21 protein-coding genes are annotated in these 26,577 nt (G+C 68.9%); 10 read left to right on the forward strand and 11 right to left on the reverse strand.

Annotation, left to right across the window (positions count from 1 at the left end):
- Positions 1-29: 29 nt before the first annotated feature.
- Together F620_RS0100820 and F620_RS0100825 are read right to left on the reverse strand one after the other, a co-directional pair.
- Positions 30-683 carry a DUF502 domain-containing protein gene (locus F620_RS0100820; protein WP_019021241.1) on the reverse strand — a complete coding sequence of 218 codons (654 nt, stop codon included), beginning with the start codon at positions 681-683 and terminating at the stop codon, positions 30-32.
- A gap of 5 nt (positions 684-688) precedes the next feature.
- Positions 689-979 (reverse strand): FmdB family zinc ribbon protein, encoded by a 291-nt coding sequence (locus F620_RS0100825; protein ID WP_018870026.1) that lies wholly within the window; start codon positions 977-979, stop codon positions 689-691.
- A gap of 168 nt (positions 980-1,147) precedes the next feature.
- Between F620_RS0100825 and F620_RS0100830 the strand changes: the two genes are divergently transcribed.
- From F620_RS0100830 to F620_RS0100840, 3 genes are read left to right on the forward strand one after another with little or no spacing between them, the layout of a single operon-like run.
- Positions 1,148-1,525 (forward strand): DsrE family protein, encoded by a 378-nt coding sequence (locus tag F620_RS0100830; RefSeq protein ID WP_019021243.1) that lies wholly within the window; start codon positions 1,148-1,150, stop codon positions 1,523-1,525.
- A 19-nt stretch (positions 1,526-1,544) separates the two neighbouring features.
- On the forward strand, positions 1,545-2,405 hold the full coding sequence (locus F620_RS0100835; RefSeq protein WP_019569122.1) for an SDR family oxidoreductase: 861 nt from the start codon (positions 1,545-1,547) through the stop codon (positions 2,403-2,405).
- A 19-nt stretch (positions 2,406-2,424) separates the two neighbouring features.
- On the forward strand, positions 2,425-3,771 hold the full coding sequence (locus tag F620_RS0100840; RefSeq protein WP_019569123.1) for a nucleoside recognition domain-containing protein: 1,347 nt from the start codon (positions 2,425-2,427) through the stop codon (positions 3,769-3,771).
- Here F620_RS0100840 and F620_RS0100845 read toward each other — a convergent pair.
- The 5 genes from F620_RS0100845 to F620_RS0100865 form a co-directional block, all read right to left on the reverse strand.
- The gene (locus F620_RS0100845; protein WP_019569124.1) at positions 3,762-7,622 is read right to left on the reverse strand and encodes a PAS domain-containing protein; all 3,861 of its coding nucleotides are present in this window, start codon (positions 7,620-7,622) and stop codon (positions 3,762-3,764) included. The genes F620_RS0100840 and F620_RS0100845 overlap by 10 nt on opposite strands.
- On the reverse strand, positions 7,606-7,812 hold the full coding sequence (locus F620_RS0100850) for a hypothetical protein (protein WP_018870031.1): 207 nt from the start codon (positions 7,810-7,812) through the stop codon (positions 7,606-7,608). The genes F620_RS0100845 and F620_RS0100850 overlap by 17 nt, the downstream gene beginning before the upstream one ends.
- A 19-nt stretch (positions 7,813-7,831) precedes the next feature.
- The gene (locus F620_RS0100855; RefSeq protein WP_018870032.1) at positions 7,832-8,050 is read right to left on the reverse strand and encodes a hypothetical protein; all 219 of its coding nucleotides are present in this window, start codon (positions 8,048-8,050) and stop codon (positions 7,832-7,834) included.
- Positions 8,051-8,153: 103 nt separating this feature from the next.
- Positions 8,154-11,456 (reverse strand): efflux RND transporter permease subunit, encoded by a 3,303-nt coding sequence (locus tag F620_RS0100860; RefSeq protein WP_019569125.1) that lies wholly within the window; start codon positions 11,454-11,456, stop codon positions 8,154-8,156.
- Positions 11,453-12,502 (reverse strand): efflux RND transporter periplasmic adaptor subunit, encoded by a 1,050-nt coding sequence (locus tag F620_RS0100865; RefSeq protein ID WP_019569126.1) that lies wholly within the window; start codon positions 12,500-12,502, stop codon positions 11,453-11,455. Before F620_RS0100865 ends, F620_RS0100860 begins: the two co-directional genes overlap by 4 nt.
- Before the next feature lie 288 nt (positions 12,503-12,790).
- Here F620_RS0100865 and F620_RS0100870 point away from each other — a divergent pair, with 288 nt between their 5' ends.
- The 3 genes from F620_RS0100870 (at position 12,791) to F620_RS0100880 (ending at position 16,888) form a co-directional block, all read left to right on the forward strand.
- Positions 12,791-13,132, forward strand: coding sequence for a phenylpyruvate tautomerase MIF-related protein (locus tag F620_RS0100870; RefSeq protein WP_019569127.1), 342 nt, complete (start codon positions 12,791-12,793; stop codon positions 13,130-13,132).
- A gap of 49 nt (positions 13,133-13,181) precedes the next feature.
- Positions 13,182-14,900: a proline--tRNA ligase gene (locus F620_RS0100875; RefSeq protein WP_019569128.1), complete on the forward strand. Its 1,719-nt coding sequence runs from the start codon at positions 13,182-13,184 to the stop codon at positions 14,898-14,900.
- A 1,358-nt stretch (positions 14,901-16,258) separates the two neighbouring features.
- The gene (locus F620_RS0100880; protein WP_019569129.1) at positions 16,259-16,888 is read left to right on the forward strand and encodes a hypothetical protein; all 630 of its coding nucleotides are present in this window, start codon (positions 16,259-16,261) and stop codon (positions 16,886-16,888) included.
- An 81-nt stretch (positions 16,889-16,969) separates the two neighbouring features.
- On the opposite strand, the gene F620_RS0100885 is transcribed toward F620_RS0100880, so the two are convergent.
- Positions 16,970-17,575: an NUDIX hydrolase gene (locus tag F620_RS0100885; RefSeq protein ID WP_018870038.1), complete on the reverse strand. Its 606-nt coding sequence runs from the start codon at positions 17,573-17,575 to the stop codon at positions 16,970-16,972.
- A gap of 5 nt (positions 17,576-17,580) precedes the next feature.
- Positions 17,581-18,195, reverse strand: coding sequence for a BMC domain-containing protein (locus tag F620_RS0100890; RefSeq protein WP_018870039.1), 615 nt, complete (start codon positions 18,193-18,195; stop codon positions 17,581-17,583).
- Between the two features lie 144 nt (positions 18,196-18,339).
- On the opposite strand from F620_RS0100890, the gene F620_RS0100895 reads away from it, so the two are divergent.
- Both F620_RS0100895 and F620_RS0100900 read left to right on the forward strand, forming a co-directional pair.
- Positions 18,340-20,334, forward strand: coding sequence for a site-specific recombinase (locus F620_RS0100895; RefSeq protein WP_019569130.1), 1,995 nt, complete (start codon positions 18,340-18,342; stop codon positions 20,332-20,334).
- 23 nt (positions 20,335-20,357) lie between these two features.
- Entirely contained in the window at positions 20,358-20,738 is a 381-nt protein-coding gene (locus F620_RS0100900) for a YajD family HNH nuclease (protein WP_019021252.1), read from the forward strand.
- Positions 20,739-20,768: 30 nt separating this feature from the next.
- Here F620_RS0100900 and F620_RS0100905 read toward each other — a convergent pair whose 3' ends face one another.
- Complete coding sequence (locus F620_RS0100905; RefSeq protein WP_019569131.1) at positions 20,769-21,788, reverse strand: DUF21 domain-containing protein; 1,020 nt, start codon at positions 21,786-21,788, stop codon at positions 20,769-20,771.
- Positions 21,789-21,988: 200 nt separating this feature from the next.
- Here F620_RS0100905 and F620_RS0100910 point away from each other — a divergent pair, with 200 nt between their 5' ends.
- Positions 21,989-24,403 (forward strand): EAL domain-containing protein, encoded by a 2,415-nt coding sequence (locus F620_RS0100910; RefSeq protein WP_038030355.1) that lies wholly within the window; start codon positions 21,989-21,991, stop codon positions 24,401-24,403.
- Between the two features lie 139 nt (positions 24,404-24,542).
- On the forward strand, positions 24,543-24,992 hold the full coding sequence (locus F620_RS0100915; protein ID WP_019569133.1) for a host attachment protein: 450 nt from the start codon (positions 24,543-24,545) through the stop codon (positions 24,990-24,992).
- Positions 24,993-25,032: 40 nt separating this feature from the next.
- Here F620_RS0100915 and F620_RS0100920 read toward each other — a convergent pair whose 3' ends face one another.
- Complete coding sequence (locus tag F620_RS0100920; protein ID WP_019569134.1) at positions 25,033-26,568, reverse strand: L-lactate permease; 1,536 nt, start codon at positions 26,566-26,568, stop codon at positions 25,033-25,035.
- Positions 26,569-26,577: the final 9 nt, after the last annotated feature.

A 26,577-nucleotide genomic window follows, 5' to 3' on the forward strand; every position in this document is an offset into this window, starting at 1 on the left:
GCGTCACGCCCGTCAAAGGGCCGGAAATGTTACGGCCTGCCCCCGTCCCGCGCAACCGGAAGCGGCGCGTTGCCGGGGCTGTCTGCGGCGGGCGTGACCACCCCCAGCGACATCACGAACTTGAGCCCGTCCTCCACCGACATCTCCAGCTCGATCACGTCTTCGCGCGGGACCAGCAGCACGAACCCGGAGGTGGGATTGGGCGCGGTGGGCACGAACACCGTCAGCATGTCCTCGCCGGTGCGTTCACGGGTCTCGCGGGTGCCGGTACCGGTGAGGAAGGCCACCGACCAGGCGCCGCTGCGCGGATATTCGACCAGCACCACCTTGCGGAAGGAGTCCCCGCCGTCCGAGAACACCGTCTCGGTGACCTGTTTCACCGCCCCGTAGATGGTACTGACCAGCGGGATCCGGCGCACCACCGCCTCGCCCAGCTGAACCAGCCGCCGGCCGAGGATATTGGCCACGATCATGCCGGTCAGCAGCACGATCGCCACCGCGATCACCACCCCGGCACCCGGAAGGTCGAAGCCCAGCCAGGCCTCCGGGCGCCATTCCTCCGGCAGGATCAACAGGCTGTAGTCCAGCAGGTCCACCAGCAGCTTGATGATGTAACCGGTCACCACCAGTGGCAGCCAGACCAGCAGCCCCGCGATCACGTAACGCCGGAGCGCGGCCAGCATCGGACTCAGCCTCCGGTCGTGGCGGCGCTGCCCCCGCCATCACCGCCGCCGGAACCCCCGGAGCCGCCACTGTCACCGGCGGAACCGCCGCCCTCCTTCAGGTTGCGCTGGCCGCCCTGTTTGAAATCGGTCTCGTACCAGCCACCCCCGGCCAGGCGGAACCCGGCGGCCGAGACCTGCTTGGTCAGCGCCTCGGCACCGCACTGCGGGCAGGTGGTGGCGGGCGGATCCGAAATCTTCTGCAGAATCTCGGAGACCTGGTGGCATTGCTGGCAGGCGTATTCGTAGATCGGCATGAGGATATTCTCCCGGAGTCCGTGGATCGATCAGTATGGATTGCCTGTATTATGCGGGCACCGGCCCGGAATAAAAGGACTCGCGCCGATTGCTTCGCGCGCCCGGAGATCCGATCATGCGGCGATCCCGAAAAAATGCCGAGCCCACGCCCAAAAGCGAGAGACGAGATGGCCGACAAGATCGTGATCATGCTGCTGAATCTGGACCTCGACCGCCCCGGCACTCTGGGGGCCCCGTTCTTTCAGGCCACGGTGGCCGGTGCCATGGATCTCGAGGTCGAGATCTATTTCGCTGCGCAGACCACCCGCCTGTTGCGCCAGGGGGTCGCCGAAGCCATGTACCCCGGCGACGGGCAGGAGAAATCGGTCTACAGTTTCATGCAGGATGCCCACGAGGCCGGTGCGCGTTTCTACGCCTGCGCCGGCGCGATGGACGAAAACGGCCTGACGCTGGACAACGCGGTGCCCGAACTCGACGGCATGCGCGGCGGCGGGGCCTTCATCGGCGAGGTCGTCGAGGACGGCGTCGCGACCCTGACCTACTGACCGGCACCCGGAGGTCCGCGTGAGTTCCGCCGAAGACGATGCCCGTGCCGTCCTGATCACCGGCTGCTCCTCCGGGATCGGGGCCCACGCCGCCCGCGCCCTGCGCGACCGCGGCTACCGGGTATTCGCCACGGCGCGCGCCGCCAAAGACGTCTCGCGCCTGAAGAAGGAGGGCTTCGAGGCCCTGCAGCTGGACCTCAACGACTCCGCCAGCATCCGCAGTGCGGCGCACGAGGTGCTGCACCGCACCGGCGGGAAGCTCTACGGCCTGTTCAACAATGGCGCCTACGGCCAGCCGGGGGCGGTGGAAGACCTCTCGCGCGCCGCCCTGCGCGCCCAGCTGGAGACCAACGTGCTGGGCTGGCTGGAGCTCACCAATCTGGTCATCCCGGCGATGCGCCGCGCCGGCGAGGGGCGCATCATCCAGAACTCCTCGGTGCTGGGGTTCGCCCCGCTGCGCCTGCGCGGGGCCTACGTCACCTCCAAGTTCGCGCTGGAAGGGATGTCCGACACCCTGCGCCAGGAACTCCACGGCAGCGGCATCCGCGTGGTCCTGATCCAGCCCGGGCCGATCCGCTCGGAATTCCGCGCCAACGCGCTGAAGGCCTTCCGCCACCACATCCACCGCGCCCACAGCCCCTGGGCCCGCACCTACGAGGCGGCCGAGGCGCGCATGGCCAACGCGGAGGCCGACGCCCCGTTCACCCTCGGGCCCGAGGCGGTCACGCGCTGCGTGATCCATGCCCTGGAGGCGCGGCGGCCGAAGCTGCGCTACCGCGTGACCTTCCCCACGCATCTGTTCGCCTTCCTCAAGGCGATCCTGCCGGCGCGCTGGATGGACGCCTTCCTGCGCCTGGTCTCGCGCGGCGAGAACCGCTGACGGTCGCGGCCCCCGGCGCATGAACGCGATCTTTCTTGCGCTGGTCGTCATCGCCTTCGCCACCGCGGCGCTGCGCGAGCTGCGCTCCACCGATCCCGACGAACGTCCGATGGCCGAGCTCTCCGAGGGCGCGGTGGAAGCGGCCGGGGCCGCGGTCGAGCTGGCACTGGGACTGGTCGGGGTGATGGCCCTGTTCCTCGGCCTGATGAAGATCGCCGAGGCCGGCGGCCTGCTGACCGTCCTCGCCCGCCTGCTGCGGCCGCTGATGGTGCGCCTGTTCCCGGACGTCCCGCCGGAACACCCGGCGATGGGCGCGATGATCCTGAACTTCTCCGCCAACATCCTCGGGCTGGGCAATGCCGCCACGCCGTTCGGCATCCGCGCGATGCAGGAACTGGAGAAGCTCAACCCCCACCCGGGCACCGCCACCAACGCGATGGCGCTGTTCCTGGCGATCAACACCTCCAGCATCACCCTGCTGCCCACCGGGGTGATCGCGCTGCGTGCCTCGCTGGGCTCGGAGGATCCGGCCGCCATCCTGCCGACCACGCTGTTCGCGACGCTGTTCGCCACGGTCGCCGGGATCACCAGCGCGCTGGTCCTGCAACGCTGGTTCCGCCCCCCGGCGGCCACCCGCGAGATCCCGCCCGGCGGCCTTGACGACCCCGACGCCGAAGCCGACCCCGGGGACCGGCGTTCCGATGCGGACCGGGACACGGAGCCGGGCGAGCAGCCCCAGCCGATGAACATCGAGGTCCCGGCCGAGGGCTATCCCGCCTGGGTCTCGCTCCTGGTCCTGCTGGGGGTGCTGGCGATCATCCCGCTGACCATCATCTACGGCCAGGCCATCGCCCCGTGGATCATCCCGGGGCTGGTGGTGGGCTTTCTCACCTATGGCGTCATCCGCGGGGTCCCGGTCTACGAGGTCTTCGTCGAGGGGGCAAAGGAGGGCTTCAACGTGGCCCTGCGGATCATCCCGTATCTGGTGGCGATCCTGGTCGCGGTGGGCATGCTGCGCGAGAGCGGGGCGCTGGGGATGTTCGTCGGGCTGATCGGGCCGTGGACCACGCCCTTCGGGCTGCCCGCCGAGGCCCTGCCGATGGCGCTGCTGCGGCCACTGTCCGGATCCGGGGCCTACGGGATCATGGCCGGGATCATGCAGGACCCCGCCACCGGGCCGGATACCCACGTCGGCATGCTGGTGTCCACCCTGCAGGGTTCCACCGAGACCACCTTCTACGTGCTCGCGGTCTATTTCGGCGCGATCGGGGTCAAACGGGTCCGCCACACCCTGGCGGCCGCGCTGAGCGCCGACGCGGTGGCGGTGGTCGCCGCGGTCGCGATCGTCGCCTGGCTCTACCTCTGACCCGCGTCGCGGGCGAACGCGCGCACCCGCTCCCGCAGCCCTGCCGGATCCACCGGCTTGGTGATGACCTCGGCGAAACCGGCCGCCAGCGCCCGCTCGCGCGTCGGGTCGGTGGCATCCGCGGTCACCGCCAGCACCGGGACGGCGGCCAGCAGATCGTCGGCCCGCAACGCGCGCAGCACCTGATAACCGTCCATGCCGGGCATCGCCAGATCCAGCAGAATCAGGTCCGGCGCCAGCCGTGCCGCCTCCTCCAGGCCCTTCAGGGGGGTCTCGGCCACCACCGTTTCCAGGTCCGGCTCCGGCCCCAGGACCTCTTCCATCAGGCGCAGGTTGGCCGGCTGATCATCGATGCACAGCACCGTGCGCGGCGTGCCGGACGCCGGCAGTTCCGATGCGCCGGTCGCGGCCGGGTGACCGGGCCCGCCCGCGGGTGCTGCCCCGGGATCGCTGTCCGCGGCCAGCGGCAGTTCGAACCAGAAGCAGGAACCCTCGCCCGGCGTACTCGTCACGCCCAGCCGACCGTCCATCATCTCCACCAGGTGCCGGGTGATGGTGAGTCCCACCCCGCTGCCCTCCACCCCGCTGGCGTCCGCCTCCAGTCGGTCGAAGGGCTGGAACAGCCGTTCCTGCTGCTCGGCAGTCAGTCCGGGGCCGGTGTCGTGCACCTCCAGCTGCAGCCCCTGTTGCCCCGCAGCGCCCAGCAGCGTCACCCGCCCGCCTTCGCGGTTGTACTTGATGGCGTTGGACAAGAGATTCAGCAGGACCTGTTTCAGCCGGGTACGGTCGGCCTGCACGCGGGGGGCATCCGCGGTGGCCGCCCGCGCGCCTTCCAGGCGAACCTCGCGCTCCTGTGCCAGCGGCCGCAGCAGCGACAGGCACTCGTCCACCACGTCCGCCACGTCCACCGGTTCCGGCGTCACCTGCAGCCGCCCCGATTCGATGCGCGCGAGGTCCAGGATCTCGTTGATCAGCTCCAGCAGGTGCCGGCCGGCGCGGGCGATCTCGTCCAGCTGACTCTGCTGGCGCTCGCCCAGCGACGTGTCGCGCTGCAACAGCTGGGCAAAGCCCAGGATGGCGTTCATCGGCGTGCGCAGCTCGTGGCTCATGTTGGACAGGAAGTCGGACTTCGCCCGGCTCGCCTGCTCGGCCTCCTCGCGGGCCCGCTGCAGCTCGGTGCGCCGCTGCAGCTCCGCGGTGAAATCCCCGAAGATGTTGAAGATGTACTGCGGCTCGCCGCGGCGGTCACGCACCACGCCGATCGTACTGCTGGACATGAATACCGCACCGTTGCGGCAGCGGATCGGCAGCTGACCGGTCCAGGCCCCGCCGGCCTCGCGGATTTCGTCGATCTCGCGCGCCGACTGTTCCGCCTCCTCCGGGATCAGGTCGCGATAGGACCGGCCCGCCAGCTCGGCCTCCTCGAAGCCGGTCATCTCCAGCACCGCAGGGTTGTTGTACACCATGCGGCCTTCCCGGTCGGCGACCGAGATCGCCTGTTCGGAGGCCTCGAAGATGCGCCGGAACAGCGACAGTTCTTCCTGGGCCTGCTGCAGCTCGGTGACATCCTGAACGGTCCCGGTCAGCCGGCCGTTCTGTTCCCGGCCGCCGGTGCTTTCGCCATGAGCAATCAGATGCAGGTGCCGCAGTTCGCCGTCATCGCGCCGGATGCGCAGAAACACCTCGCCCCGCCCCTCGGTGAGCACCCCGGCATATTCGCGGTCGAGCCGCTCGCGATCTTCGGGGTGCACGAACGCACGAAAGCCCTCCATGCTTACCGGGGCGTCGCCCGGGGACAGGGCGAAGATCTCGTAGACCACGTCGGACCACCACAGCGCTCCGGTCACCGGATCGTGTTCCCAGTGCCCCACGCGCGCCAGGCGCTGGGCTTCACGCAGTCGCGTGGTCTGTCGGGTCAGGGCCAGCTCGGACTGCTTGCGCTTGGTGATGTCCTGCGACACACCCAGCATGTGCAGCACGCCGCCACTGGCGTCGCGCTCGACGTCACCGCGCTGCAGCAGCCAGCGGACCGTGCCATCCGGCCAGACCACCCGGTGCTCCAGTTCGAGATAGGACCCGCGACGCAGGGAACTGCGGATGGCGTTTTCCACCCGCTCGCGATCCTCCGGGTGCACCGCACCGAGAAAGTTTTCCACCGTGGGCTCGAGGTCTCCGTGAGAGTGGCCCAGCAGGGGCGCGATACGCTCGGACCACTGCAGTTCCTCGCGCCCCGGGGTCCATTCCCAGGTCCCCATGTTGGCGAAGCGCTGGCTGCTGCGCAGGCGATGCTCCTGGCGCTTCACCGTGGTGATGTCGGTGCGGATCGACACGTACTGATACGGCAGGCCGTCGCCGTCCAGATAGGGAACGATGGTGGTCTCGACCCAGTACAGCGAGCCGTCCCGCGCGCGGTTGCAGAGTTCGCCCTGCCAGACGCGACCCGCGGCAATGGTCTCCCAGAGCTCCTCGTAGAAAGCCGGGGCGTGCATTCCGGATTTCAGCAGGCGATGGTTGCGCCCCAGCAGATCGGATACGTTATAGCCGCTGACCCGCGCGAACCGCTCGTTGGCATAGATGATGTCGCCAGCCACGTCGGTGATGCTCACCAGCGCGTGCTCGTCGACCGCCAGGTGTTCCCGCTCACGCTCGTACAGCGCCTGGCGATAAGCACGCGTCACCCCGTCCATCTGCCGCTGCTGGCGGGCACGCGCCACCACCGTATCCGCCAGGCGGCGCGGTTCCACCGGTTTGAGGAACACCCCGCTCGCCCCGGGGTGCAGGGCCATCAGCTCGTTCACCCGCCCGGGGTCGGCGGTCAGGACCAGCATGGGGATGGAGGAACCGTTGTCGCGGGTGCGCAGCAGGGCCGCGAACTCCTCGGCACTGCACCCCCCTTCGTCCAGATCCAGCACCAGGACCTCGACCTCGCCGCCGTGGAGGCGGACCAGCGCGGCATCGGGGTCCGGCTGGACCTCCACCGTCAGTCCGGCCTCCCGCAGGCCCGCCGCCAGGGTGTCGTCGGCGGCCTCGGGGCGGGCACTTGCCAGGAGCACCCGATACCCCGTCTCCGCGACGACCCCGCCGATCTGCACCAGCTGTTCCAGCAGGGTATCGTCCGCCAGCGGGTAATCGAGGCAGCGGGCCGCGCCCTCGCGCACGGCCTGCAGGCGCGCCCCGGGGCTCCAGGAGCGCGCCACCACCAGGGTCGGCAGAAACCCGCGCCCCGGATCCTGCAGTCGCGCGAGCACCGCGGACTCCGGGGCCACCTCGCCGACGCAGACCACCCGCGCGGTGACCCCGCCGGCGCCCGCCGCGTCCGGTTCGGCGCCGCTCAGCACGACCGCGAAGCCGTGATCACGCAGCATGCCCGCCACCGCCTCGCCGACTTCCGGGTCCTCCGCGACCACCTGCACCCGGCCGCCACCCGCATCCGCCGACACCTGCGGCTGGAGCCGGGTCTCCGGCACCCCCTGTTCCTGACGCGCCCAGGCCTCCGCGGCGGCCTCCAGGCGCGCAAGGCCCAGACGCAGCAGTTCGCGATCGGCGGTATTCGGACGGGCCCGCAGCCCGGCCAGGGTGGCCTGTAGTGACTCGGCCAGGCGCAGGATCTCCTGCACCCCGTGAGTCCGGGCCACGCGGGCCAGGGCGCTGACCTCGCGATACAGCCGATCCACGCAGTCCCCGGAGCATTCACCCTGATCGAGCTCGCCCGCGGCGTCGCGCAGGCGTGCGAGGCGCGCGCTCAGAAAGGCCGGAAAAGCGGACCGCGAAGTCCCGTCGGATACGGTGTCCGAACCCCCGATACCGGCAGCCTGCTCCCCCGTCCGGGGGGCATCAGTTCGGCGGTCCACCGGGCGTTATGTCCTTGTCCTTCACGATGAAGTAGACCCCCGCCGCAGCGAGGACCATCCACAGGAACAGGGCCACCACGCCGATCCGCTCCCACAGCGGAACGAAGAAGAACAGCATCAGGGCCGCCAGCCCCAGCAGGATATTGCCGATGACGAAATTCGAGGGGCGGCCGCCGGACGGATCGGACATGACAGTCTCCTGCAGTGGCTTACTGCTTCTTGTACTGACTGAAATCGAACTGACCCGCGGTCATCTCGTCCCACAGATCGCTTTGCAGCACGGCGAGCAGCTTGAACAGCTTGCGCAGCTCCGGATCCTCCATGAAACTCTGATCGCTGCTGGCCTTCAGGGCCTCCACCAGGGTCGCGCACTGTTCACGACTGATCCCGGTGACATCCAGGCCCTCGTCTCCCATGTCCACATTCATCGAGCCACTCCGGTTCGTTCGGTCCCCCGATTGTATGCCGGTACCGTCGCCCGGCGAAAACGCCGGACTCCGGTCGTGCCATTGCCATGCAATGCCCCCTGGCTTACGCCGCCTGCTCGCGGATCTGATCCACCCGGTTGCGCACGTACAGGTAGTACAGCACCGGGATGATGACCAGGGTCAGCACCGTGGAGACGAACACCCCGAAGATCAGCGAGATCGCCAGCCCGGAGAAGATCGGGTCATCGAGGATGAACCCGGCGCCGACCATCGCCGCCAGCCCCGTCAGCACGATCGGCTTGGCCCGCACCGCACCGGCATGCACCACCGCCTCGATGGTGTCCACCCCGCGGCGCAGCTCCTCGTTGATGAAATCCACCAGCAGGATCGAGTTGCGCACGATGATCCCCGCCAGCGCGATCATCCCGATCATGGAGGTCGCCGTGAACTTGGCGTCCATGAAGAACGCATCCACGAACGCATGTCCGGGCATCACGCCGATCACCGTCAACGGGATCGGCGCCATGATGATCAGCGGCACCATGTACGAGCGGAACTGCGCGACCACCAGCAGGTAGATCAGGATCAGCCCCACCGAGTAGGCGATGCCCATGTCGCGGAAGGTCTCGTAGGTCACCTGCCACTCGCCGTCCCACTTCAGGCTGAAGTTGTACGGGTTGTCCGGCTGGCTGATGAACCGCTGCTCCAGCGGCTCGCCATGGACCATGGGCTGGTCGCGCAGGCCGAAGAACATGTCGAACATGCCGTACAGCGGGCTGTCCACACCGCCCGCCAGATCGCCCTGCACGTAGACCACCGGCAACAGGTTCTTGTGATGGATGGAGTGTTCGCGGCTCGAATCCACCACGTTCACGACCTCGGCCAGCGGGACCAGTTCGCCGCTCTGCGAGCGGACCCGCAGCCCGAGCACCGGATCCAGGCTGCCCTTCTCCGCGCGATCGAACTCCAGACGCACCGGCACCGCATACTTGATGTTGGAGCCGTACAGATAGGTTACGTCCTCGCCGGACAGGGCGGTCTCGATCGCCTCGACCACCGCCCGCTGGGGCACGCCCAGATGCGCGGCGCGCTCGCGGTCCACCTGCAGGATCTTCTTCGGCCCCGGGTGTTCCACCGAGTCATCGATGTCGGTGAGGCCCTCGGTGTTCTCGAACACCTCGCGCACCTGTTTCGCGACCTCGATCTGGCCGTCGTAGTCCGGCCCGTAGATCTCGGCGACGATCGGCGACATCACCGGCGGTCCCGGCGGCACCTCGACCACCTTCACCGCCGCGCCGTCATGGCGCCCGGCGATGGCATTGATCTCGTCGCGCACCGACAGCGCGATGTCGTGGCTGCGTCGGTCGCGCTCGGAGGCATGCGTCAGGTTCACCTGGATGTCGCCGACATGGCTCCCCTCGCGCAGATAGTACTGCCGCACCAGGCCGTTGAAGTTGATGGGCGTGGCCGTGCCCGCGTAGGTCTGCACGTCGTGCACCTCGGGCACCGTCTTGAGGTAGTCGGCCATCTCGCCCAGCACCTGGCCGGTGCGTTCCAGACTGGTGCCCTCGGGCATGTCCAGCACCACCTGGAACTCCGACTTGTCGTCGAACGGCAGCATCTTCAGCACCACCAGCTGGTAATAGGCCAGCGACACCGAGCCGAGGATCAGCACCAGCGTGCCGATCCACAGCGCCATGCGGTTGATCTTCTTGCGCCCGCCGGTCCCGAGGAAGGGGCGCAGCAGGAAGTTGAACAGGCGCATCAGGCCATCGGAGGCCGCCTCGCCGGCCTCGTGTCCGCCGTGTCCGACCCCGGCCTCGTGCTGTTCGGCCTGACGCCGCAGCACCTTGTAGGTCAGCCACGGAGTCACCACGTAGGCCACCGCCAGCGACAGGACCATCCCCATGGAGGCGTTGATCGGGATGGGGCTCATGTACGGCCCCATGAGCCCGGTCACGAAGGCCATGGGCAGCAGCGCCGCGATGACGGTAAAGGTCGCGAGGATGGTCGGGCCGCCCACCTCGTCCACCGCCAGCGGGATGGATTCGAGGAACTTGCGCCCGCCCTGGACCATGTGTCGGTGGATGTTCTCCACCACCACGATCGCGTCGTCCACCAGGATGCCGATGGCGAAGATCAGCGCGAACAGCGACACCCGGTTGAGGGTGAAACCCCAGGCCCAGGACGCGAACAGCGTCAGCGCGAGGGTAATGATGACCGCCACGCCGACGATGAACGCCTCGCGCCAGCCCAGCGCGATCCACACCAGGATGATCACCGACGCGGTCGCCAGCATCAGCTTCTGGATCAGCGTGGAGGCCTTGTCCTCGGCCGTCTCGCCGTAGTTGCGGGTGATCGAGACCTCGACCCCCTCGGGGATGTAGGTGCCCTGCAGCTGGTCCAGGCGCTCGATGACCTGGTCGGCGATATCGGGGGCGTTGGTGCCCGGCTGCTTGGCCACCGCGACGGTCACCGCCGGGTGACTCTGGCCAATGTGCCCGCCGCCCTCGGCCGCGGCCCCATGGGCGAAGCGTACGTGCTCGCTCGGATAGCCGGGGCCCTGTTCGACCTCGGCCACGTCTTCCAGATGCACCGGACGTCCGTCATGCATCCCCACCACCAGCCGCGCGAACGCCTCGGGCTCGGTGATGAAGTCGCCGGCCTGGATCAGGATCTCCTCGTCGTCCTGATACAGATGCCCGGCATCGCGCGAGAAATTCGACACCGCCAGGGCCTCGCGCAGGTCGTCCACCGCGAGGTTGTGCGCCGCCAGCATCTCCGGCTGGAAGCGCACGTGGACCACGTGGTCGGGCCCGCCGACGGTGTAGATGTCGCGCGTGCCGGGCACCCGCTTGAGTTCCGATTCCAGCCCGTGGGCCACGCGCAGCAGGTCGTGTCCGCCACGTTCTTCGTCCTCGGTCCACAGGGTCACGTTGACGATGGGCACGTCATCGATGCCCATCGGCCGCACCATCGGCTCGCCGACCCCCAGATTCCGCGGCATCCAGTCATCGTTGGAGAAGACCTGGTTGTACAGCCGCACCAGCGCCGCGGTGCGGTCCTCGCCTACCTCGAACTGGATGGTTATATGCGCCATGTCCGGGCGCGAGGTGGAATAGATGTCGTCCACCCCCTCGATCTCGGACAGCACCTGCTCCGCGGGGGTCGACACCAGATGGGCGACCTCCTCGGCGCTGGCCCCGGGGAACGGGATGAACACGTCCGCCATGGTGACGTTGATCTGCGGCTCTTCCTCGCGCGGAGTCACCAGGATGGCGAACAGCCCCAGCAGCAGCCCCACCAGGGCCAGCAAAGGGGTGATCTGGGTGGTCAGGAAGGCCTTCGCAATGCGCCCGGAGATCCCCATGCGCTCCGGGGCCGCGTCCGTGCCGCCGCCGCTCATCGCGTCACCTGCTGGTGTTCCTTGAGATAGATCGCGGCATGCACCGGATCCAGCGCCACGCGTTCACCCTCGCGCAGGCCACCAAGGATCTCGATCATGCCGTCGTGCTCGCGCCCGGTGCGGACCTGACGGAAGCGCACCCGGCCCTCGTCGTCGATCACGTACACCGCGATCACCTCGGAGCGATAGGCCACGGCCTCCTGCGGCACCATCAGGCGCTCGACCTCGTCCAGCACGAAGCTCGTTTTCACGAACATGCCGGGAAACAGACCGCGGTTGTTCTCGTCCTCGGGCAGGTTCACGCGCACACGAAAGGTGGCGGTCTGCGGATGTGCATAGGGGAACAGGGTCAGGCTCTCGGCAGCGATCCGTTCGCCGGAATCCAGCAGGACCTCGGCCTCGCGCCGATCCCGCACCCCGGGCATCAGACGCTGGGGCACGTCGACCTCGACCCGCAGGCGATCCAGGCTCAGCCCGGCCAGCAGCGGCGAACCCGGCGAGACCGATTCCCCGACCTCGACCATGCGCTCGGTCACGATCCCGGAGTACGGCGCGTAGACCTCGGTGTAGCCGAGCTGTTCGCGGGCCTCGTCCACCCGCCCCTCGGCCGAGCGCAGGCGCGCACGGGCGGATTCCAGCTGCGCCTCGGCGCGCTCGAACTCGGAGCGCGACACCACGTCCTGTTCGAACACCTCGCGGATGCGTTCGAACTCGGAGCGCGCCTCGCGGAAACGTGCCCGCGCATCGGCGAGGTCACCCTCGGCCTGACTCAGGCGCGCCTGTTGCTGGACGTCGCTGATGCGCAGCAGGAGTTCGTCCTCTTCGACGAAGTCATCCACGTCCACGTAGATCTCGCGGATGCGGCCCGAGGTCTGGGCCGAGATGGTGGAGCGCTGGACCGCTTCGACGCGGCCATCCAGCAGACGCTCCTGCGGCAGGGTCAGACGCTCGGCCTCGACCGTCTCGAAGGGCAGGTCATCGGCCTGAGTCGCCAGCGGCAGAGCCAGCGCAAGCAGCGCGGCCCCGATGATCGGGAGTCGTGTCATGGTGTGGTCCCTTCCGGATATTCGGCCCTCTCCTGCCACCCTTCTTGCGGGGCGATCAGCCGTCACGGGGCCGTTCTTTAATATATTAGTTTTCCCTAATTTAACGGAGCCGGCCACGGGCGGGCAAATCCCCGACCGCAACCCCGGTAACTGCCCGGAGTATAGCTTTCCCCGTCGGTTTTGCAGCAAAGCCCTGCAACCCCCTGCACCGCGCCGCGTCTGTCCGTATCATGTCGGCACCCGCACGGGGACGTTCCCCGACCGCCGTTTCATTCCCGGGAGACCGCCATGCCACTGCTGCATATCGAGACCAACGTTGCCCTGCCCGCCGATCCGGATGCCGTCACCGCCCGCCTGTCGACCGCGGTTGCCGAATGGCTGAACAAGCCCGAGGGCTACGTGATGGTCGCCCTTGGCCACAACGCGCACATGCGTTTCGGCGGCAGCACCGAGGCACTCGCCTACTGCGAACTCAAGAGCATCGGCCTGCCCGAGGGCCTGACCCGCGAGCTGTCACGCAAGCTGTGCGACACCCTGCAGGCCGAACTGGGCGTGGAGCCGGCACGCATCTACATCGAGTTCGCCGATGCCCCGCGCCATTTCTGGGGCACCAACGGCACCACGTTCTGATTCCCGACTCCGTCCGCTCCACGACCACCGACCACAAGGCCCGAGCCCCATGCGCGTCTCGCAATTCCCGCTGAACACCCTGAAGGAAACCCCGGCCGACGCCGAGATCGTCTCCCACCAGCTGATGCTGCGCGCCGGCTACATCCGCCGGCTCGCCTCCGGGCTGTACACCTGGCTGCCGCTGGGGCTGCGCGTGCTGCGCCGGGTGGAGAACATCGTGCGCGAGGAGATGGACCGCGCCGGGGCCCTGGAGGTGCTGATGCCGGCCATCCAGCCGGCCGAGCTGTGGCAGGAATCCGGACGCTGGGACTTCTACGGGGCCGAGCTGCTGCGCATCAAGGACCGCCACGAACGCGATTTCTGCTATGGCCCGACCCACGAAGAGGTCATCACCGATCTGGTGCGCCGCGAGATCCGCAGCTACCGTCAGCTGCCGGTGAACTATTACCAGATCCAGACCAAGTTCCGCGACGAGCGCCGCCCGCGCTTCGGCGTGATGCGTGCGCGCGAATTCCTGATGAAGGACGCCTACTCCTTCCATCTGGATGCCGACTCGCTGGGGCAGACCTACCAGCAGATGCACGACGCCTACTGCCGCATCTTCCAGCGCTGCGGCCTGGATTTCCGTGCGGTGGAGGCCGACACCGGCGCGATCGGCGGCAACGCCTCGCACGAGTTCCACGTGCTGGCCGCCTCCGGCGAGGACGCGATCGCCTTCTCCCCGGGCGGCTTCGCCGCCAACGTCGAACTCGCGCCCTGCCCCGGCCCCGCCGCGCCGGCCGCCCCCGACGAAACGCTGCAGAAGGTCGCCACCCCGGACGTCCACACCATCGCCGATCTCGCGGCCTTCCTCGACGTGCCGACCGAACGCACGGTCAAGACCCTGGTGGTGGCCGCCAGCGACGCAGTCGACGCCGATCTGGTCGCCCTGGTGCTGCGCGGCGACCACGAACTCAACGACGTGAAGGCCGAGAAGCACCCCTGGATCGCCGAGCCGCTGCGCATGGCAGAAGCGAGCGAGATCCGTACCGTGTTCGGCACCGACCCCGGCTCGCTGGGCCCGGTGGACAGCCCGATCCCGGTGCTGGCCGACGACGCCGTGCTCGGCATGGCCGACATGGTGGTCGGCGCCAACGAGGACGGCCACCACCTGACCGGCGTCAACTGGGAACGGGATCTGCCGCGCCCGGAGGGTGCCGACCTGCGCAACATCACCGAGGGCGAACCCGCGCCCGACGGCTCCGGCCCCATCGAGATCCGCCGCGGCATCGAGGTCGGCCATATCTTCCAGCTCGGCGACAAGTACTCCGAGGCCCTGGGCGCCCGGGTGCTGGACGAGGACGGGCGCGAACAGATCGTCACCATGGGCTGCTACGGCATCGGCGTCTCGCGCGTGGTCGCCGCCGCGATCGAACAGAACTCCGACGAGCGCGGCATCTGCTGGCCCACCGCCATCGCCCCGTTCGACATCGCCCTGTGCCCGATCGGCGCGAAGAAGTCGCAGCGCGTGCGCGAGGCCGCCGAACAGCTGCACGACGAGCTCGAGGCCGCCGGCTTCCAGGTCCTGCTGGACGACCGCGAACAGCGCCCCGGCGTGATGTTCGCCGACATGGAGCTGATCGGCATCCCGCACCGCATCGTGATCGGCGAACGCGGCCTGGACGCCGGCGAACTCGAATACCAGGCCCGCACCGCCAGCGAGGCCGAACACCTGCCGATGGACGGACTGGTGGCGGCCCTGCGCGAACGCACCGGGCACGGTGCGTAGGCGCCATCCGCGCCGGCGCCCGGATGCGGCTGCAGGAGCTTGCTTGCAAGCGAGCAGGGGCTGCTGCCCGAGTCTGACCGCTGCCGCGGGGTTTCGAGCTGGCGCTGCGGGGTCCGGGGCTTTGGCTGCCGCCGGGGGGGTTGCGCTCTCTCGCGAGCGCGCCGCGAGGTCCTTTCTTGCTTGCCCAGGAAAGGACCCAAAGAAGGGCACCCGGAGCTCGCCCGGGAACCTTGCTCCGGGCGCCTCGCGCCGGCGGCGCCGAACTCGCGAAGCTGCGCTTCGCTCAGACATCCGGCGCCTTGTTTCCGGCGCGAGGCACCCTCCGCAAGGGGCTCGCAACGGGAGGGGGGGGGGTAAACCGGAGGCGTTCAGGCCATTGGTGCCCCGGTCCCGACCCGCTTCGTTGCGGGGCGCCCGAATCGTGCGTTTCCTGGCTTCTGATGCAAAGGCGGCCCGGTGCACCAACGGGTTCAAGCTTTGTACGGGCCCTTCGCAGAGCTCATTCCCAACCATCCTTGCAAAGGAATCGCGTGCGGGCAGGGGCCGGCCCACCCCCAAGCCCTGATGGAAAAAGGTCATGCGGCTCGGCAGGGCATGCCCATGGCCCTACCCGGGCACCCTCCCGGTACCGGGTATGCAACGGTGACTGTGGGAGATGCTTGCTTCGTCCCTCCGCCCCGACAGACCCTTTCTAGGCCTGCCACGAGTAAACATACAAGCTTGCTTGCAAGCGAACCGTAGGCTCGTGGTGTCCTTTGGGGGCGACATCTTCCCATGCGACACGGCATCCGGGCCCCGATCGGCCGGAGGGCCGGCCTCCTGCGGGGGCAGGCTTCAACACGGTAGGAGGCGAGCCCTCTCGCCGATCCGGCACAATCGGTTGCCAACGGTCCTGGTCTCGGCCGGGGCGTTCACAGCCCCGGTCTGCCCGCCTGGCGAAAAAGGAACGGGCGGTGGTCCTGCAGCCCCGTTTGCCGCACCGAGCGCAGAGGTCGGGCGCGGGAGAAAAGGCGCTGCTTGTCTGAGCGAAGCGCAGCTTCGCGAGTTCAGCGCCGCCCGCGACCGGCCTCGGAGCGAGGGCATCCCGGGCCGCGTCAGCGGACCGGGATGCGGCAGTCGGGGTGACTTCTTTGGGTCCTTTCTTGGGCAAGCAAGAAAGGACCTCGCGGCGCGCTCGCGAGAGAGCGCACCCCCCGGCGGAAGCCAAAGCCCCGGACTCCGCAGCGCCAGCTCAAAGCCCCGCGGCAGCGGTCAAGCTCGGGCATGGCCGTTCAGCCGCCACTCAGGCGGCCCCGGCAGGATAGACTGACCGAGCCGCCCCGGCGGCCATCGTGTTCCATCCGACAGGGATTGCCGCCATGACCATGCCCCGATCCGTTGCCCGCCTCATCCTGGTGTCCGCCGTGCTGAGCCTGGCGCTGATGCTGGCCGCCTGTGCCCCGCGTATCTACGGCGTGCCGGAGGAGCACTGGGAGCAGATGAGCGAATCCGAGCGCCAGGAGGCGATGCGCGCCTGGGAGTCGGTGCAGAAGGAGCGCGAACAGACCCGGCGCGAGCAGCAGAAGATCGAGGCGCGCGAGCGCGCGGAACGTCAGGCGCGCATCGATCGCATCCACCGCGGCGAGGAGGGGCACTTCGGTGACCTGATCCGCGTGAGCCTGGAACGCGGGCGGATGCGCATCGGCGGCCGCGAACGGCGCTATGCCCCGCTGGCCTTCACCCTGGCGGATGGCGAGACACGCACGGTGGAGGTCCACAGCGAACGACGTTCGGGGGAGATGAAGGTCGCCTACCGCGAAGGTTTGCTGCTGCTGGATCTGCCGTCCCGTGGCCGCAACGAGTACGGCGCGGCCCGCCTGCCGTGGCGCTCCGGCTGGCGCCGCGGCGAGACCCGCCGGGTGGATTCCGACGGGCCACTGGAGCTGCGCGACGTGCGCGTCCACGTGGAGGCGGTGCCCCTGCCCGGGCATGGTTCCCGCCGGTTCTGAACAAGCGGGCCGGCCCCGCCCTGTTCGCCTGCAAGCAGGCTCCCACAGGCATCGGGGCAGCCCTGGCCGCGAATCAGCGAATCAGTACCCCGGACCCGGCACCCGGTGGGCCGGCACCGGGTCGTCGACATGCTCGGCAGTGCGCAGTCGGCGGCTCTTTTCCACCATGCGCCAGCAGGAGCGGTTGTTGTTGTAGCGCGAGACGTGCTGCAGCGGCACCCACAGCACCGCGTGCGACTCGTGGCTGCCGGGGATCTCCAGGCGGTCGTCGATCTCCACCAGGAAGCGCACGTCGATGTGGTCGTGCTGCGGGAACTCGGGGCTGGCGGGGATGGTGTGGATATCCAGGTCGAAGACGTCTTCGGCGACCAGCCGGATGTGCTCGCGCGCCAGCCCGGTCTCTTCGTGCACCTCGCGCAGGGCCACCTGGAGGATGTCGGCCTGACCGTCCGCATGGCCGCCGGGCTGGAACCAGCGGTTATGCTTGCCGTGCAGCAGCATCAGCGCCCGCTCGCGGTCGGGGCTGAGCACCCAGGCGGACCCGGTAACATGCGCCGGCAGCAGATCGCAGTTGAAGCAGTCGGGGTGCCGGCGCACGAAATCCAGCGCGCGGCGGCGAAAGCCCGCCTCCTCGATGAACGGGGTCTGGTGACGTTGCAGCAGATGCAGCAGCTGTTCGCGATGCATGGCGCTCAGGTTCCCGCAGGGCGTTCCAGGGCGGCGCTGGCGGCGCGCGCGGCTTCGTCGATGTCGGCCTCGCTCCCGGCCAGGATCAGCCGGCCGAAGGCCCCCACCGCACTGACGTCGATCAGGGTCACGTGCGCGGCCTTCAGCGCCTGGTTGGCGGCATAGATGATGTAGCCCGCCGGCTCGGCCTCGAGGATGAACATGCTCTGTTCCGGCAGGATCATCGAGCCGCGACGGTTCTGGCGGTTGATCAGCACCGTGTGGTCGGGCGACATCCCGCGGATGATCTCCTGCCACGGGATGTTGCACTGCTGGCGGTCGGAGACCTCGGCCCCCATGCGCGACAGCAGCACGCGCCCGGCCTCCTGCACGTCGGAGTCGTCGCGCTGGTGCACCACCATGGAACCGTATTCGCGTTCCACCACCTGCTGCGAAAGGTGCACGCGGGTGGACTTCAGCGCGATGTCGGTCAGGCGGTGCACGGCCATGCCCGGCGAGACCTCCACCCACAGGCAGGAGTCACCCGGCACCGGCGGGAATCCCTGCGAGACGGTCGCCATGTAGGCCGCCAGCTGCGGCTGCAGGGAGTCCATGTAGACGTAGGTACGGAGCTTGATCATCGATCTCGTCGGGAAGGTCGCCGGGGCCGGCCGCAGGGGGCGTATTCTGGACTGCGGGGCGGCGCCGATCAAATCCGCGGGCGCGCGGTCACCGGGAACGGATGATAAGCTTCGCGCCATCATCCGGAATCCAGCCCGAATCCCATGTCGCAAGCCGATGACCCCGCGGACCTGCTGACCGCCCTCGAAGACGACCCCGACATCGACCTGGCGGAGATCCTCCGGCGCCTGGTCGACTGGCTGCGCCCGGACGACCCGCGCAATGTGGCTCCGGTGATCGCGCGCCTGGAATCCCTGGTACTGGCCCTGCAGGATCAGCCTGCGCTGCGCGAACGCCTGCGTGAACGCCTGGAAGCCGGGCTGGAAGACGCCCGCCACCTGACGCTGTACACCGGGATCGGACTGTTTTCGCGCCGCGGCTTCTTCCGCGAGGCCGCGGAACTGCTGTACGAGCGCATCAACCCGTCGCCGATGGATCGCACCGACCTGCGCGACGTGCTCTATCACGTATTCCACGATCCGGACGACGCGGTCTGGGTGGCACGCCTGCCGGACGATGCCTGGCTGCGCCTGCTGAGCGCGCTCGGCTGTCTTTCCGGCGAGCACCCCGGGGTCCTGCAAAGGGCCCGCGAGGAGACCCTTTACGCCCTGGAGATGCTCTCGATCTGGATCGCGGCGGAGGAGCTGGAACCCGAACTCCTGCGTCTGGATCCGTCGATCGCCGAGCGCAATTCGGCCTTCGTGGCGCAGGAACGCGAGATCGCGGCCTACGTGCGCGAGTACCGCGCCTGGCTGCAGGACCCGACCCGCGAGCGCCGTGACGACCGCCATGCGCGGGTCCTGCTGGAGCAGTGCGCCGAGCAGATCGAGAAGCTGCGGACTCTGTCGCACAGCCGCGGCAACAGCCTGTCGCTGACGCACCTGCTGGAGCGGCTGAACCAGACGCTGGCGCGCATCCACAAGCTGCTGGATCTGCTCGAGCCCGAAGAATCCGCGACCACCCGCGCCACCGCCGTGGGCCTGTTCCGCGAGCTGGTGACCACCAGCGCCCGGCGCCACGGCGTGCGCGCCCTGTGGCAGGACAACGTCCGCCAGGTCTCGCGCAGCGTGACCCAGCACGTCTCCGACACCGGCGAGAAGTACATCACCCGGGGACGCCAGGAATACTTCGGCATGCTCGGGTCCGGCGCCGGGGCCGGCGTGATCATCGCGCTGATGGCCCTGATCAAGATCCAGATCGGCCACCTCGGACTGTCGGAGGGCTGGTACGCATTCTGGTCCAGCCTCAACTACGGCCTGGGCTTCGTGCTGATCCACATGCTGCATCTGACGGTGGCCACCAAGCAGCCCGCGATGACCGCGGCGCGCATGGCGGCGGCCATCGAACAGACCGAACGCGGCACCGCCGACCCGTCGAAACTCGCCGATCTGCTGGTCCGGGTCGGACGTTCGCAGTTCGCCGCCATCCTCGGCAACGTAGGTGTGGCCCTGCCCATGGCCCTGTTCATCGGCCTGTTCGCGCTGTCGGTCTTCGAACAGCCGGTACTGGACAGCACGAAGGCCGACTATCTGCTGGACGGCCTGCGCCCGCTCGCCGGGCTCGCCCTGCTGTTCGCGGCCATCGCCGGGGTCTGGCTGTTCGTATCCGGGCTGGTGGCCGGCTGGCTGGACAACCGCTGCGCCTATCTCGACCTGCCCGGGCGCCTGCGCGAACACCCGCTGCTGCGGCGCCTGCTGCCGCAGCGGGCGCGCCACGGCCTGGCGAACTGGGTCGGCTACCACTATGGCGCCGTGCTCGGCAACATGGTGTTCGGCGCCCTGCTGGGGGCGACCGGCTATGTCGGTTATCTCACCGGGCTGCCGCTGGATATCCAGCACGTGGCGTTCGCGTCGGCCAACCTGGGCTACGTCACGGTGAACGAGGGACTCGCCCTGGCCACCTTCGGACTGTTCCTGGCGTTCGTGCTGCTGATCGGTGCGATCAACCTGTGGGTCAGCTTCGGCCTGGCACTGTACGTGGCGCTGCGCGCCCGCGGCGTGCGCATCGGCTCCCCGGCGCGGCTGCTGCGCGCCTACGGCCGCCACCTGCGGCGCCACCCGGCGGAATTCCTGCTGCCGCCCCCGCGCTCGCGCGACTGAGCGCGCACGGCTATGCTCCGGGCATGAGCGATTCGAAACGTCTGGACGATCTGGTCGCACGCGCCCGGCGCGAGCGGGACGAACGCGAACGCGGCTATCGCGAGCAGGCCCTGGGCATGTACCCGTGGGTCTGCGGGCGCTGCGGCCGCGAGTTCACCCGCGCCAACCTGCACGAACTGACCGTGCACCACCGCGACCACAACCACGACAACAATCCCCCGGATGGCAGCAACTGGGAGCTGCTGTGCCTGTACTGCCATGACAACGAACACCAGCGCCATGGCGAGGCGCGTGCGGCGGGGGCATCCGGCGGCGGGTCCGGCACCGCGGCGACGTCCGGGGGCGCGACGTGGAACCCCTTCGCCGACCTCGCCGAACGCCTGAAGGACCCGGGCAAGGACTGAACCGGACCGCTCCTCGCGCCTCCCGCGCGGTCACTCCGGCGCCGGCCGGGCCACCCCGCGCAGCAGCCGCCCGAGGATGTCGGTGCCGCTGAGGATCCGCCGCTGCTCGTCCCACAGCAGGATCACGTCCTCGCCCAGCACCGTGTCCCCCTCGTGTGCCGGGCGCACGCGGAAATGCGGAATCAGCTCGCCGAGGCGGCGCGATCCGTCGCGCACCACCACCGGGTGCAGGCAGTGATGCAGCGGGTCGAAACGCTCCGGCGCGAACAGGGCCTCGCGGGTAAAGTCGGCCGCGCGCAGTACCCGGCGGGGCTCGCCGCTCGCGTCGGTGAGGATGACCCAGGAGCAGGCCGCCCGGTTGATGCTGCGCAGGAACGGGTCGTCCACCCGCGGCTCGATGTGCGGAAACCGCGGCCGGTCCCCGTCGAACTCCAGGGTCAGAATGCTGGCCGGATCCACCGGCTCGCCCTCGTGGCGCACCGCGATGTCGTCCAGCTCGAGGAAATTGCGCGCCCCGCGCCCCTCCACCCGCGCGATCTCGCTCTCGCCCGCACGCATGTGCAGATCCAGCACCTGGTGCAGGTCGCGTTCCGGGAAATAGCGGATCTCCTCCCCGCCCAGCCAGCGGTCCAGCACCCACGCAGTGGGCCGCGCGACCGGATACATCAGAAACTGATAGAAACGCAGCACCGGATAAAGCACGGAGGCCACGCGCAGGGCGTGGCGGGAAAAATACGACTGCGGGATGATCTCGGCAAAGATGGTGATGACCACGGTGGAGAACAGAAACGCCGCGACCCCGCCGAGCACCGAGCCGGAGAGCAGCGCCAGCAGGACGTTGACGCCCACGTTGCCCCACAGGATGGTCACCAGCGCAAAGTTGGAATCCTCGCGCAGGTGCAGGACCCGCTGCGCCCGCGCGTCCCCCTTGCTGGCCTCCACCTTGAGTTCCAGCTTGCTGCGGGCGAACAGCCCCAGGTTGAGTCCCGAAAGGATCGCCGACTGCGACAGGCACAGCAGCACGCCGATCCAGGTCAGCGCAGTCGTCATCCTCGCCCCCGGCGGTCGCTTGATGCCGCCAGTATCCCACACCCGGATGGCACTGCGATCGGTTCCGCCGGACTGTACCCGCTGCGCCTCGCGGTGTAGCGTATGCGGCGACCAAAGGAGGGGCCGCCAGAGCACAAAAAAGCCGCGCGGTCCGTTAAGGAAACGCTGATCCATGTGTGCGTTTCCTGAAGGGGGAAAACATGCAAAAGCATCCGGATTGGCGGGACACCTGGCCGATCTATCTGCGCTATACGGCGCTGGCCGTGGCGATCGTCGCCGTGCTGGCGGTGGTCCAGGTGCGCTTCGTCTACGCCGTCGAAGGCTTCCCGCCACAGCTGTTCGTCATCCCGTCGGCGGTCGGGCTGCTGTTCGGCATCATGCTCGCGCGCATCCGCGTGCTCGCGTCACACACCCACGTGCTGCAGGCCTTTGCCGCGGTCACGGCCGGGACCCGCGAGCCGGAAGCGGAGGGTGACGCCCGGGCCTTCCGCCGTCTGCTGGAGGCCGCGGCCGGCGAGCTGGACAGTGACGAGATCGCGCTGTTCCGGCAGGGCGACACGGGCATCGAGCGTCTGGCCCACTGGGCGCGCGATCCGCAGCGCCCGACCTGTCTGATCGAGGAACGGGCCGCCGCGCTGTGCACGCGCGGCGCCGAAGAGCCGGTTCCCCGGAGCGTCCCCGGACAGGAAGTGGAGCTGCCGGCGGCCGGACGGGTGGATCTCGTGCGGGTGCCGGCCGATCTGCCGGAGCCCGTGGTCCTGGCCGCGTGTCGCCGCAGTCACCGCACCCGCCGCCCGCCCGACCCGGTGGTCCGCGGCTTCCTCGGGCTGTGTGCCGAATGGCTGGGCATGCGCCTGGAACGCCGGCATCAGCAGGCGATCATCGACGAGCAGCGTGCCCGCCATGCGCGTGAACAGCGCCGCGCGCAGACCACCCTGGCCTCGATTGGCGACGGCGTGCTGACCGTGGACACCGCCGGCCGGATCGACTACGCCAATCCGATGGCCGCCCGACTGCTGCACCAGCCGGTCGAAGAACTGACCGAACAGCCGCTCGAACGGGTGCTGCAGCTGGAAGACGAAAGCACTGGCCGCCCCCTGGACCCGCTGCCCGGCGGTGATGCCGCTCCCCCGGCCAGCGGACGCGGCGACGGCGCCGACGAACAGGTCCTCCGGCGCTCTGACGGGTCCCGCCTGCCGGTCCAGCTGACCGTCACCCCGGTGCAGGACACCGACGGCACCGCACGCGGACACGTCATCGTTCTGCGCGACGTGTCCGAAGTCCGCGAGGCCCTGCAGCACATGGCCTACTACAGTTCGCATGACGACCTGACCGGCCTGATCAACCGGCGACGTTTCGAGCAGCTGGTCGAGGAAGCCCTGCACGGCGCCCGCAGCGACGGACGCCCGCATGTGCTGTGCTATCTCGATCTCGACCAGTTCAAGCTGATCAACGATACCCGCGGCCACCAGGCCGGCGACGAGATGCTGCGCCAGATCGCGGGCATGCTGCGCAGCATCATGCGGCCGCAGGACCACCTCGCGCGTCTGGGCGGCGACGAATTCGGCATCCTGATGCAGGACTGCGACATCGAGCAGGGCAGCCAGATGGCCGTGGACATCGCCAGCGAGATCGCCGGCATGCGTCTGTTCTGGGAAGACAACGTCTTTGCCCTGTCGGCCAGCCTGGGCGTCGTGCCGGTGGACGCCGAATCGGAGTCCACCCAGCAGCTGCTGCGCCACGCCGACACCGCCTGCTACGCAGCCAAGGATTCGGGACGCAATCAGGTCCGCGTCTACACCCCGCAGGATGTCGATCTGGCCGATCGCGCGGGCGAGATGCACTGGGTCAGCCGCATCCCCCAGGCAATCGAACGCGGAGAATTCGAACTCTGGGCTCAGCCGGTGCTCGCACTGGACGACGGACCGCCCGCCTACCGGGAGCTCCTGCTCCGGCTGCGCGACGAGCACGGCAACCCGGTTCCCCCGGGGACCTTCATCCCGGCGGCGGAGCGATACGATCTGATGTGCCAGCTGGATCGCTGGGTGGTGGAAACCGCACTGGAATGGATGCAGGACTGCCAGGCCCGCGGTGCCGAACTGCCGGTCATCGGGATCAACATCTCCGGCACCGCCCTCAACAGCGAGGCCTTCCCCGAATTCCTGCTGGAACGGGTGCGCTCGGCCGGCATCCCCGGCCACCGCCTGTGCTTCGAGATCACCGAAACCGCCGCGGTCGGCAACCTGACCCGCACCGCGCGCTTCATGCGCGAGCTGCGTGGCGAAGGCTGCCTGTTCGCGCTGGACGATTTCGGCAGCGGCCTGTCCTCCTTCGCCTATCTGAAGAACCTGCCGGTGGACTTTCTCAAGGTGGACGGCAGCTTCGTCAAGGACATCGAGCACGACCCCATCGACCTCGCCATGGTACGCGCCATCCATGACATCAGCGGCATCGTCGGCCTGACCACCATCGCCGAACACGTCGAGAACGAACATATCGGCAACCACCTGCGGGCCCTGGGCATCCCCTACGGCCAGGGCTACGGCCTGGCCATGCCCGCCCCGCTGGCCGCCTGTACGCCGTCGCAGACCTCCGCCCCGGCCCCGGTCGAGTGATCCGGATCACGCACGCGGCGGATTCGTCACCCGAAGGGCCGCCCCGGCATCTACACTCCCGAATTGGGCCGACCCGCGGCCCGGGATACGTCCCCGGCCGTCACGGGTACCCGCCACGTCAATCTACGGGAGGAAATGCATGAACAACGTCTGGATCGTGGTTGCCGATGCCGCGCGCGCGCGCATCCTCGGTTGTGAAGGCCGCGCCTGCAGCAACATGCAGGATGTCGAGGCCCTCAGTCACAGCGAATCCCGGGCCCACAACCAGGACCTGGTCTCCGACCGGCCCGGCCGCAGCTGGAGCAGCGCGAGCGGAGATGGCCGCCATGCGATGCAGGACACTACCGATCCCGGAGCCCAGGAGCGCGACCGTTTCGCCCGTCAGCTCGCCGAGCGCCTGCGCGAGGCTCACCACGCGGGCAGTTTTCAGCATCTGGTGATCGTGGCCGCGCCCTCCTTCCTGGGCGCCCTGCGCGAACTCTTGGACCGGCAGGTGGCGCAGACCGTGACCGCGGAGGTGGCCAAGAACGTCACCAAGGTGGAAAAGCCCGCCGACCTGCGCAAACACCTCCCGGACTTCCTGTACTGAGCCGGTCCGCGTGTCCCGCCGCCCCCGTCCCGGGGGCGGCTCACCAGACCAGCATCAGCAGCCCGGCGCTGGTACACACCACCAGCACGGGGATGATCGTCTCGCGGATCACCTGACCCTCGCGCGCCTCCAGCCCCGCCGCCCCGGCGGCCATGGCGATGTTCTGCAGGGAAATCATGTTGCCCACGCCGGCGCCGATCAGCTGCAGGGCCAGGATCGACGGGAGCGCCAGCGCGAGGGCCTCCGCGGTATCCACCTGCAGCCCGGTGAACAGGAGGTTGGAGACCGTGGCACTGCCGGTCATGAACGAGCCCAGGGCACCGACGAAGGCACTGAACAGCACGAAACCCCCGCCCAGCAGTTCCGCCAGCCCCTGCCCCAGAACCTGCGGCATGGACGGCAGCCCGGCACCGTTGTCCGCGGAGATCAGCAGCAGCTGGGTCAGGCTGATGATGAATACCAGAACGATTGCGGCGATGCGTACCCGCTGCCAGGTCGCCACGGCCGCCCCGCCCAGGGTCGCGCGATCCACGCGGAACAGGAACATTGCGGTGATCAGGGCCAGCAGGAAATAGAAATACGGGGTGAACAGTGGCTGCAGGGTCTGATCCGGGCTGACGCCCGGGAGCCCGGCAAACCCGATCTCCACTCCCGCCAGCCATTCGCGCAGGGGCCCCACCGTACGCGACAGGATCAGGGCCACGGCCATCACGAAAAACGGAACCAGGCCACGCAGCACCCCGCGCTTATCCACCGGCTCGGCCGCCTCGCGACCCCCGCGCACCGGCAGCAGCCAGCCGCGGTGCGCCGCCCAGGCGATCAGGGCCATCGCACTCACCCCGCCGATGATCGCCGGCAGTTCCGGCCCCACCAGCCAGGCCACCAGGAAATACGGCAGCCCGAAGGCCAGACCCGAGAACACCGCGAACGGGATGAACTCGCGAAAACGGCCCTTCTCCTCGCCGAGGGTCGCGACCCAGGCAATGAACACCGTGATGAACACCCCCAGGGTCCCGTGGATCGCCGCGGTCTGGAACACCGCCTGGCCGATGGTGTCCTCGCTCAGCCCCAGCCCGGAAAAGCCGATCACCACCGGGGTCCCCGCGGCCCCGAACGGCACCGCGGTGGAATTGCCGATCAGCGCGATGGCCACCGCCTTCAGCGGAGGCAGGCCGAAATACACCAGCAGCGGCGCGGCCAGCACCGCCGGGGTCCCGAAACCGGCGATCCCCTCGACAAAGCCGACCAGGCCCCAGCCCAGCAGCATCGCCAGGACCCGGCGGTCGTCCGAGACCCGCGCGATCGCGCACTGGATGGTGTCGAGGTGCCCCGTCCGGATCAGCACGTTCAGCATCAGCAGGGCCACGGTGATGATCAGCATCACCTCCAGGAACACGACCCCGGCATTGGCCAGACTGGTCGCCACCACCGTGCCCGGCAGCTGCCAGACGAACAGCCCGATCAGCAGCGTGGCCAGCCACGCCAGCGGCGCCGCCTCGTACGCCGGCCGGCGCAGGAACACCAGGAGCACGAACAGCAGTGCGAACGGAACCAGCGTTACCCAGAACAGCGTCATGTCCTCTCC

Origin of the sequence: Thioalkalivibrio sp. ALE11, from assembly GCF_000381205.1 — a bacterium.
Lineage (GTDB): Bacteria > Pseudomonadota > Gammaproteobacteria > Ectothiorhodospirales > Ectothiorhodospiraceae > Thioalkalivibrio.

Coding starts and splice junctions, on each gene's coding strand:
- F620_RS0100820 (WP_019021241.1), bottom strand. CDS start 683: ATGCTGGCCGCGCTCCGGCGTTACGTGATCGCGGGGCTGCTGGTCTGG.
- F620_RS0100825 (WP_018870026.1), bottom strand. CDS start 979: ATGCCGATCTACGAATACGCCTGCCAGCAATGCCACCAGGTCTCCGAG.
- F620_RS0100830 (WP_019021243.1), top strand. CDS start 1,148: ATGGCCGACAAGATCGTGATCATGCTGCTGAATCTGGACCTCGACCGC.
- F620_RS0100840 (WP_019569123.1), top strand. CDS start 2,425: ATGAACGCGATCTTTCTTGCGCTGGTCGTCATCGCCTTCGCCACCGCG.
- F620_RS0100850 (WP_018870031.1), bottom strand. CDS start 7,812: ATGTCCGATCCGTCCGGCGGCCGCCCCTCGAATTTCGTCATCGGCAAT.
- F620_RS0100855 (WP_018870032.1), bottom strand. CDS start 8,050: ATGAATGTGGACATGGGAGACGAGGGCCTGGATGTCACCGGGATCAGT.
- F620_RS0100860 (WP_019569125.1), bottom strand. CDS start 11,456: ATGAGCGGCGGCGGCACGGACGCGGCCCCGGAGCGCATGGGGATCTCC.
- F620_RS0100865 (WP_019569126.1), bottom strand. CDS start 12,502: ATGACACGACTCCCGATCATCGGGGCCGCGCTGCTTGCGCTGGCTCTG.
- F620_RS0100870 (WP_019569127.1), top strand. CDS start 12,791: ATGCCACTGCTGCATATCGAGACCAACGTTGCCCTGCCCGCCGATCCG.
- F620_RS0100875 (WP_019569128.1), top strand. CDS start 13,182: ATGCGCGTCTCGCAATTCCCGCTGAACACCCTGAAGGAAACCCCGGCC.
- F620_RS0100880 (WP_019569129.1), top strand. CDS start 16,259: ATGACCATGCCCCGATCCGTTGCCCGCCTCATCCTGGTGTCCGCCGTG.
- F620_RS0100885 (WP_018870038.1), bottom strand. CDS start 17,575: ATGCATCGCGAACAGCTGCTGCATCTGCTGCAACGTCACCAGACCCCG.
- F620_RS0100890 (WP_018870039.1), bottom strand. CDS start 18,195: ATGATCAAGCTCCGTACCTACGTCTACATGGACTCCCTGCAGCCGCAG.
- F620_RS0100895 (WP_019569130.1), top strand. CDS start 18,340: ATGTCGCAAGCCGATGACCCCGCGGACCTGCTGACCGCCCTCGAAGAC.
- F620_RS0100900 (WP_019021252.1), top strand. CDS start 20,358: ATGAGCGATTCGAAACGTCTGGACGATCTGGTCGCACGCGCCCGGCGC.
- F620_RS0100905 (WP_019569131.1), bottom strand. CDS start 21,788: ATGACGACTGCGCTGACCTGGATCGGCGTGCTGCTGTGCCTGTCGCAG.
- F620_RS0100910 (WP_038030355.1), top strand. CDS start 21,989: ATGCAAAAGCATCCGGATTGGCGGGACACCTGGCCGATCTATCTGCGC.
- F620_RS0100915 (WP_019569133.1), top strand. CDS start 24,543: ATGAACAACGTCTGGATCGTGGTTGCCGATGCCGCGCGCGCGCGCATC.
- F620_RS0100920 (WP_019569134.1), bottom strand. CDS start 26,568: ATGACGCTGTTCTGGGTAACGCTGGTTCCGTTCGCACTGCTGTTCGTG.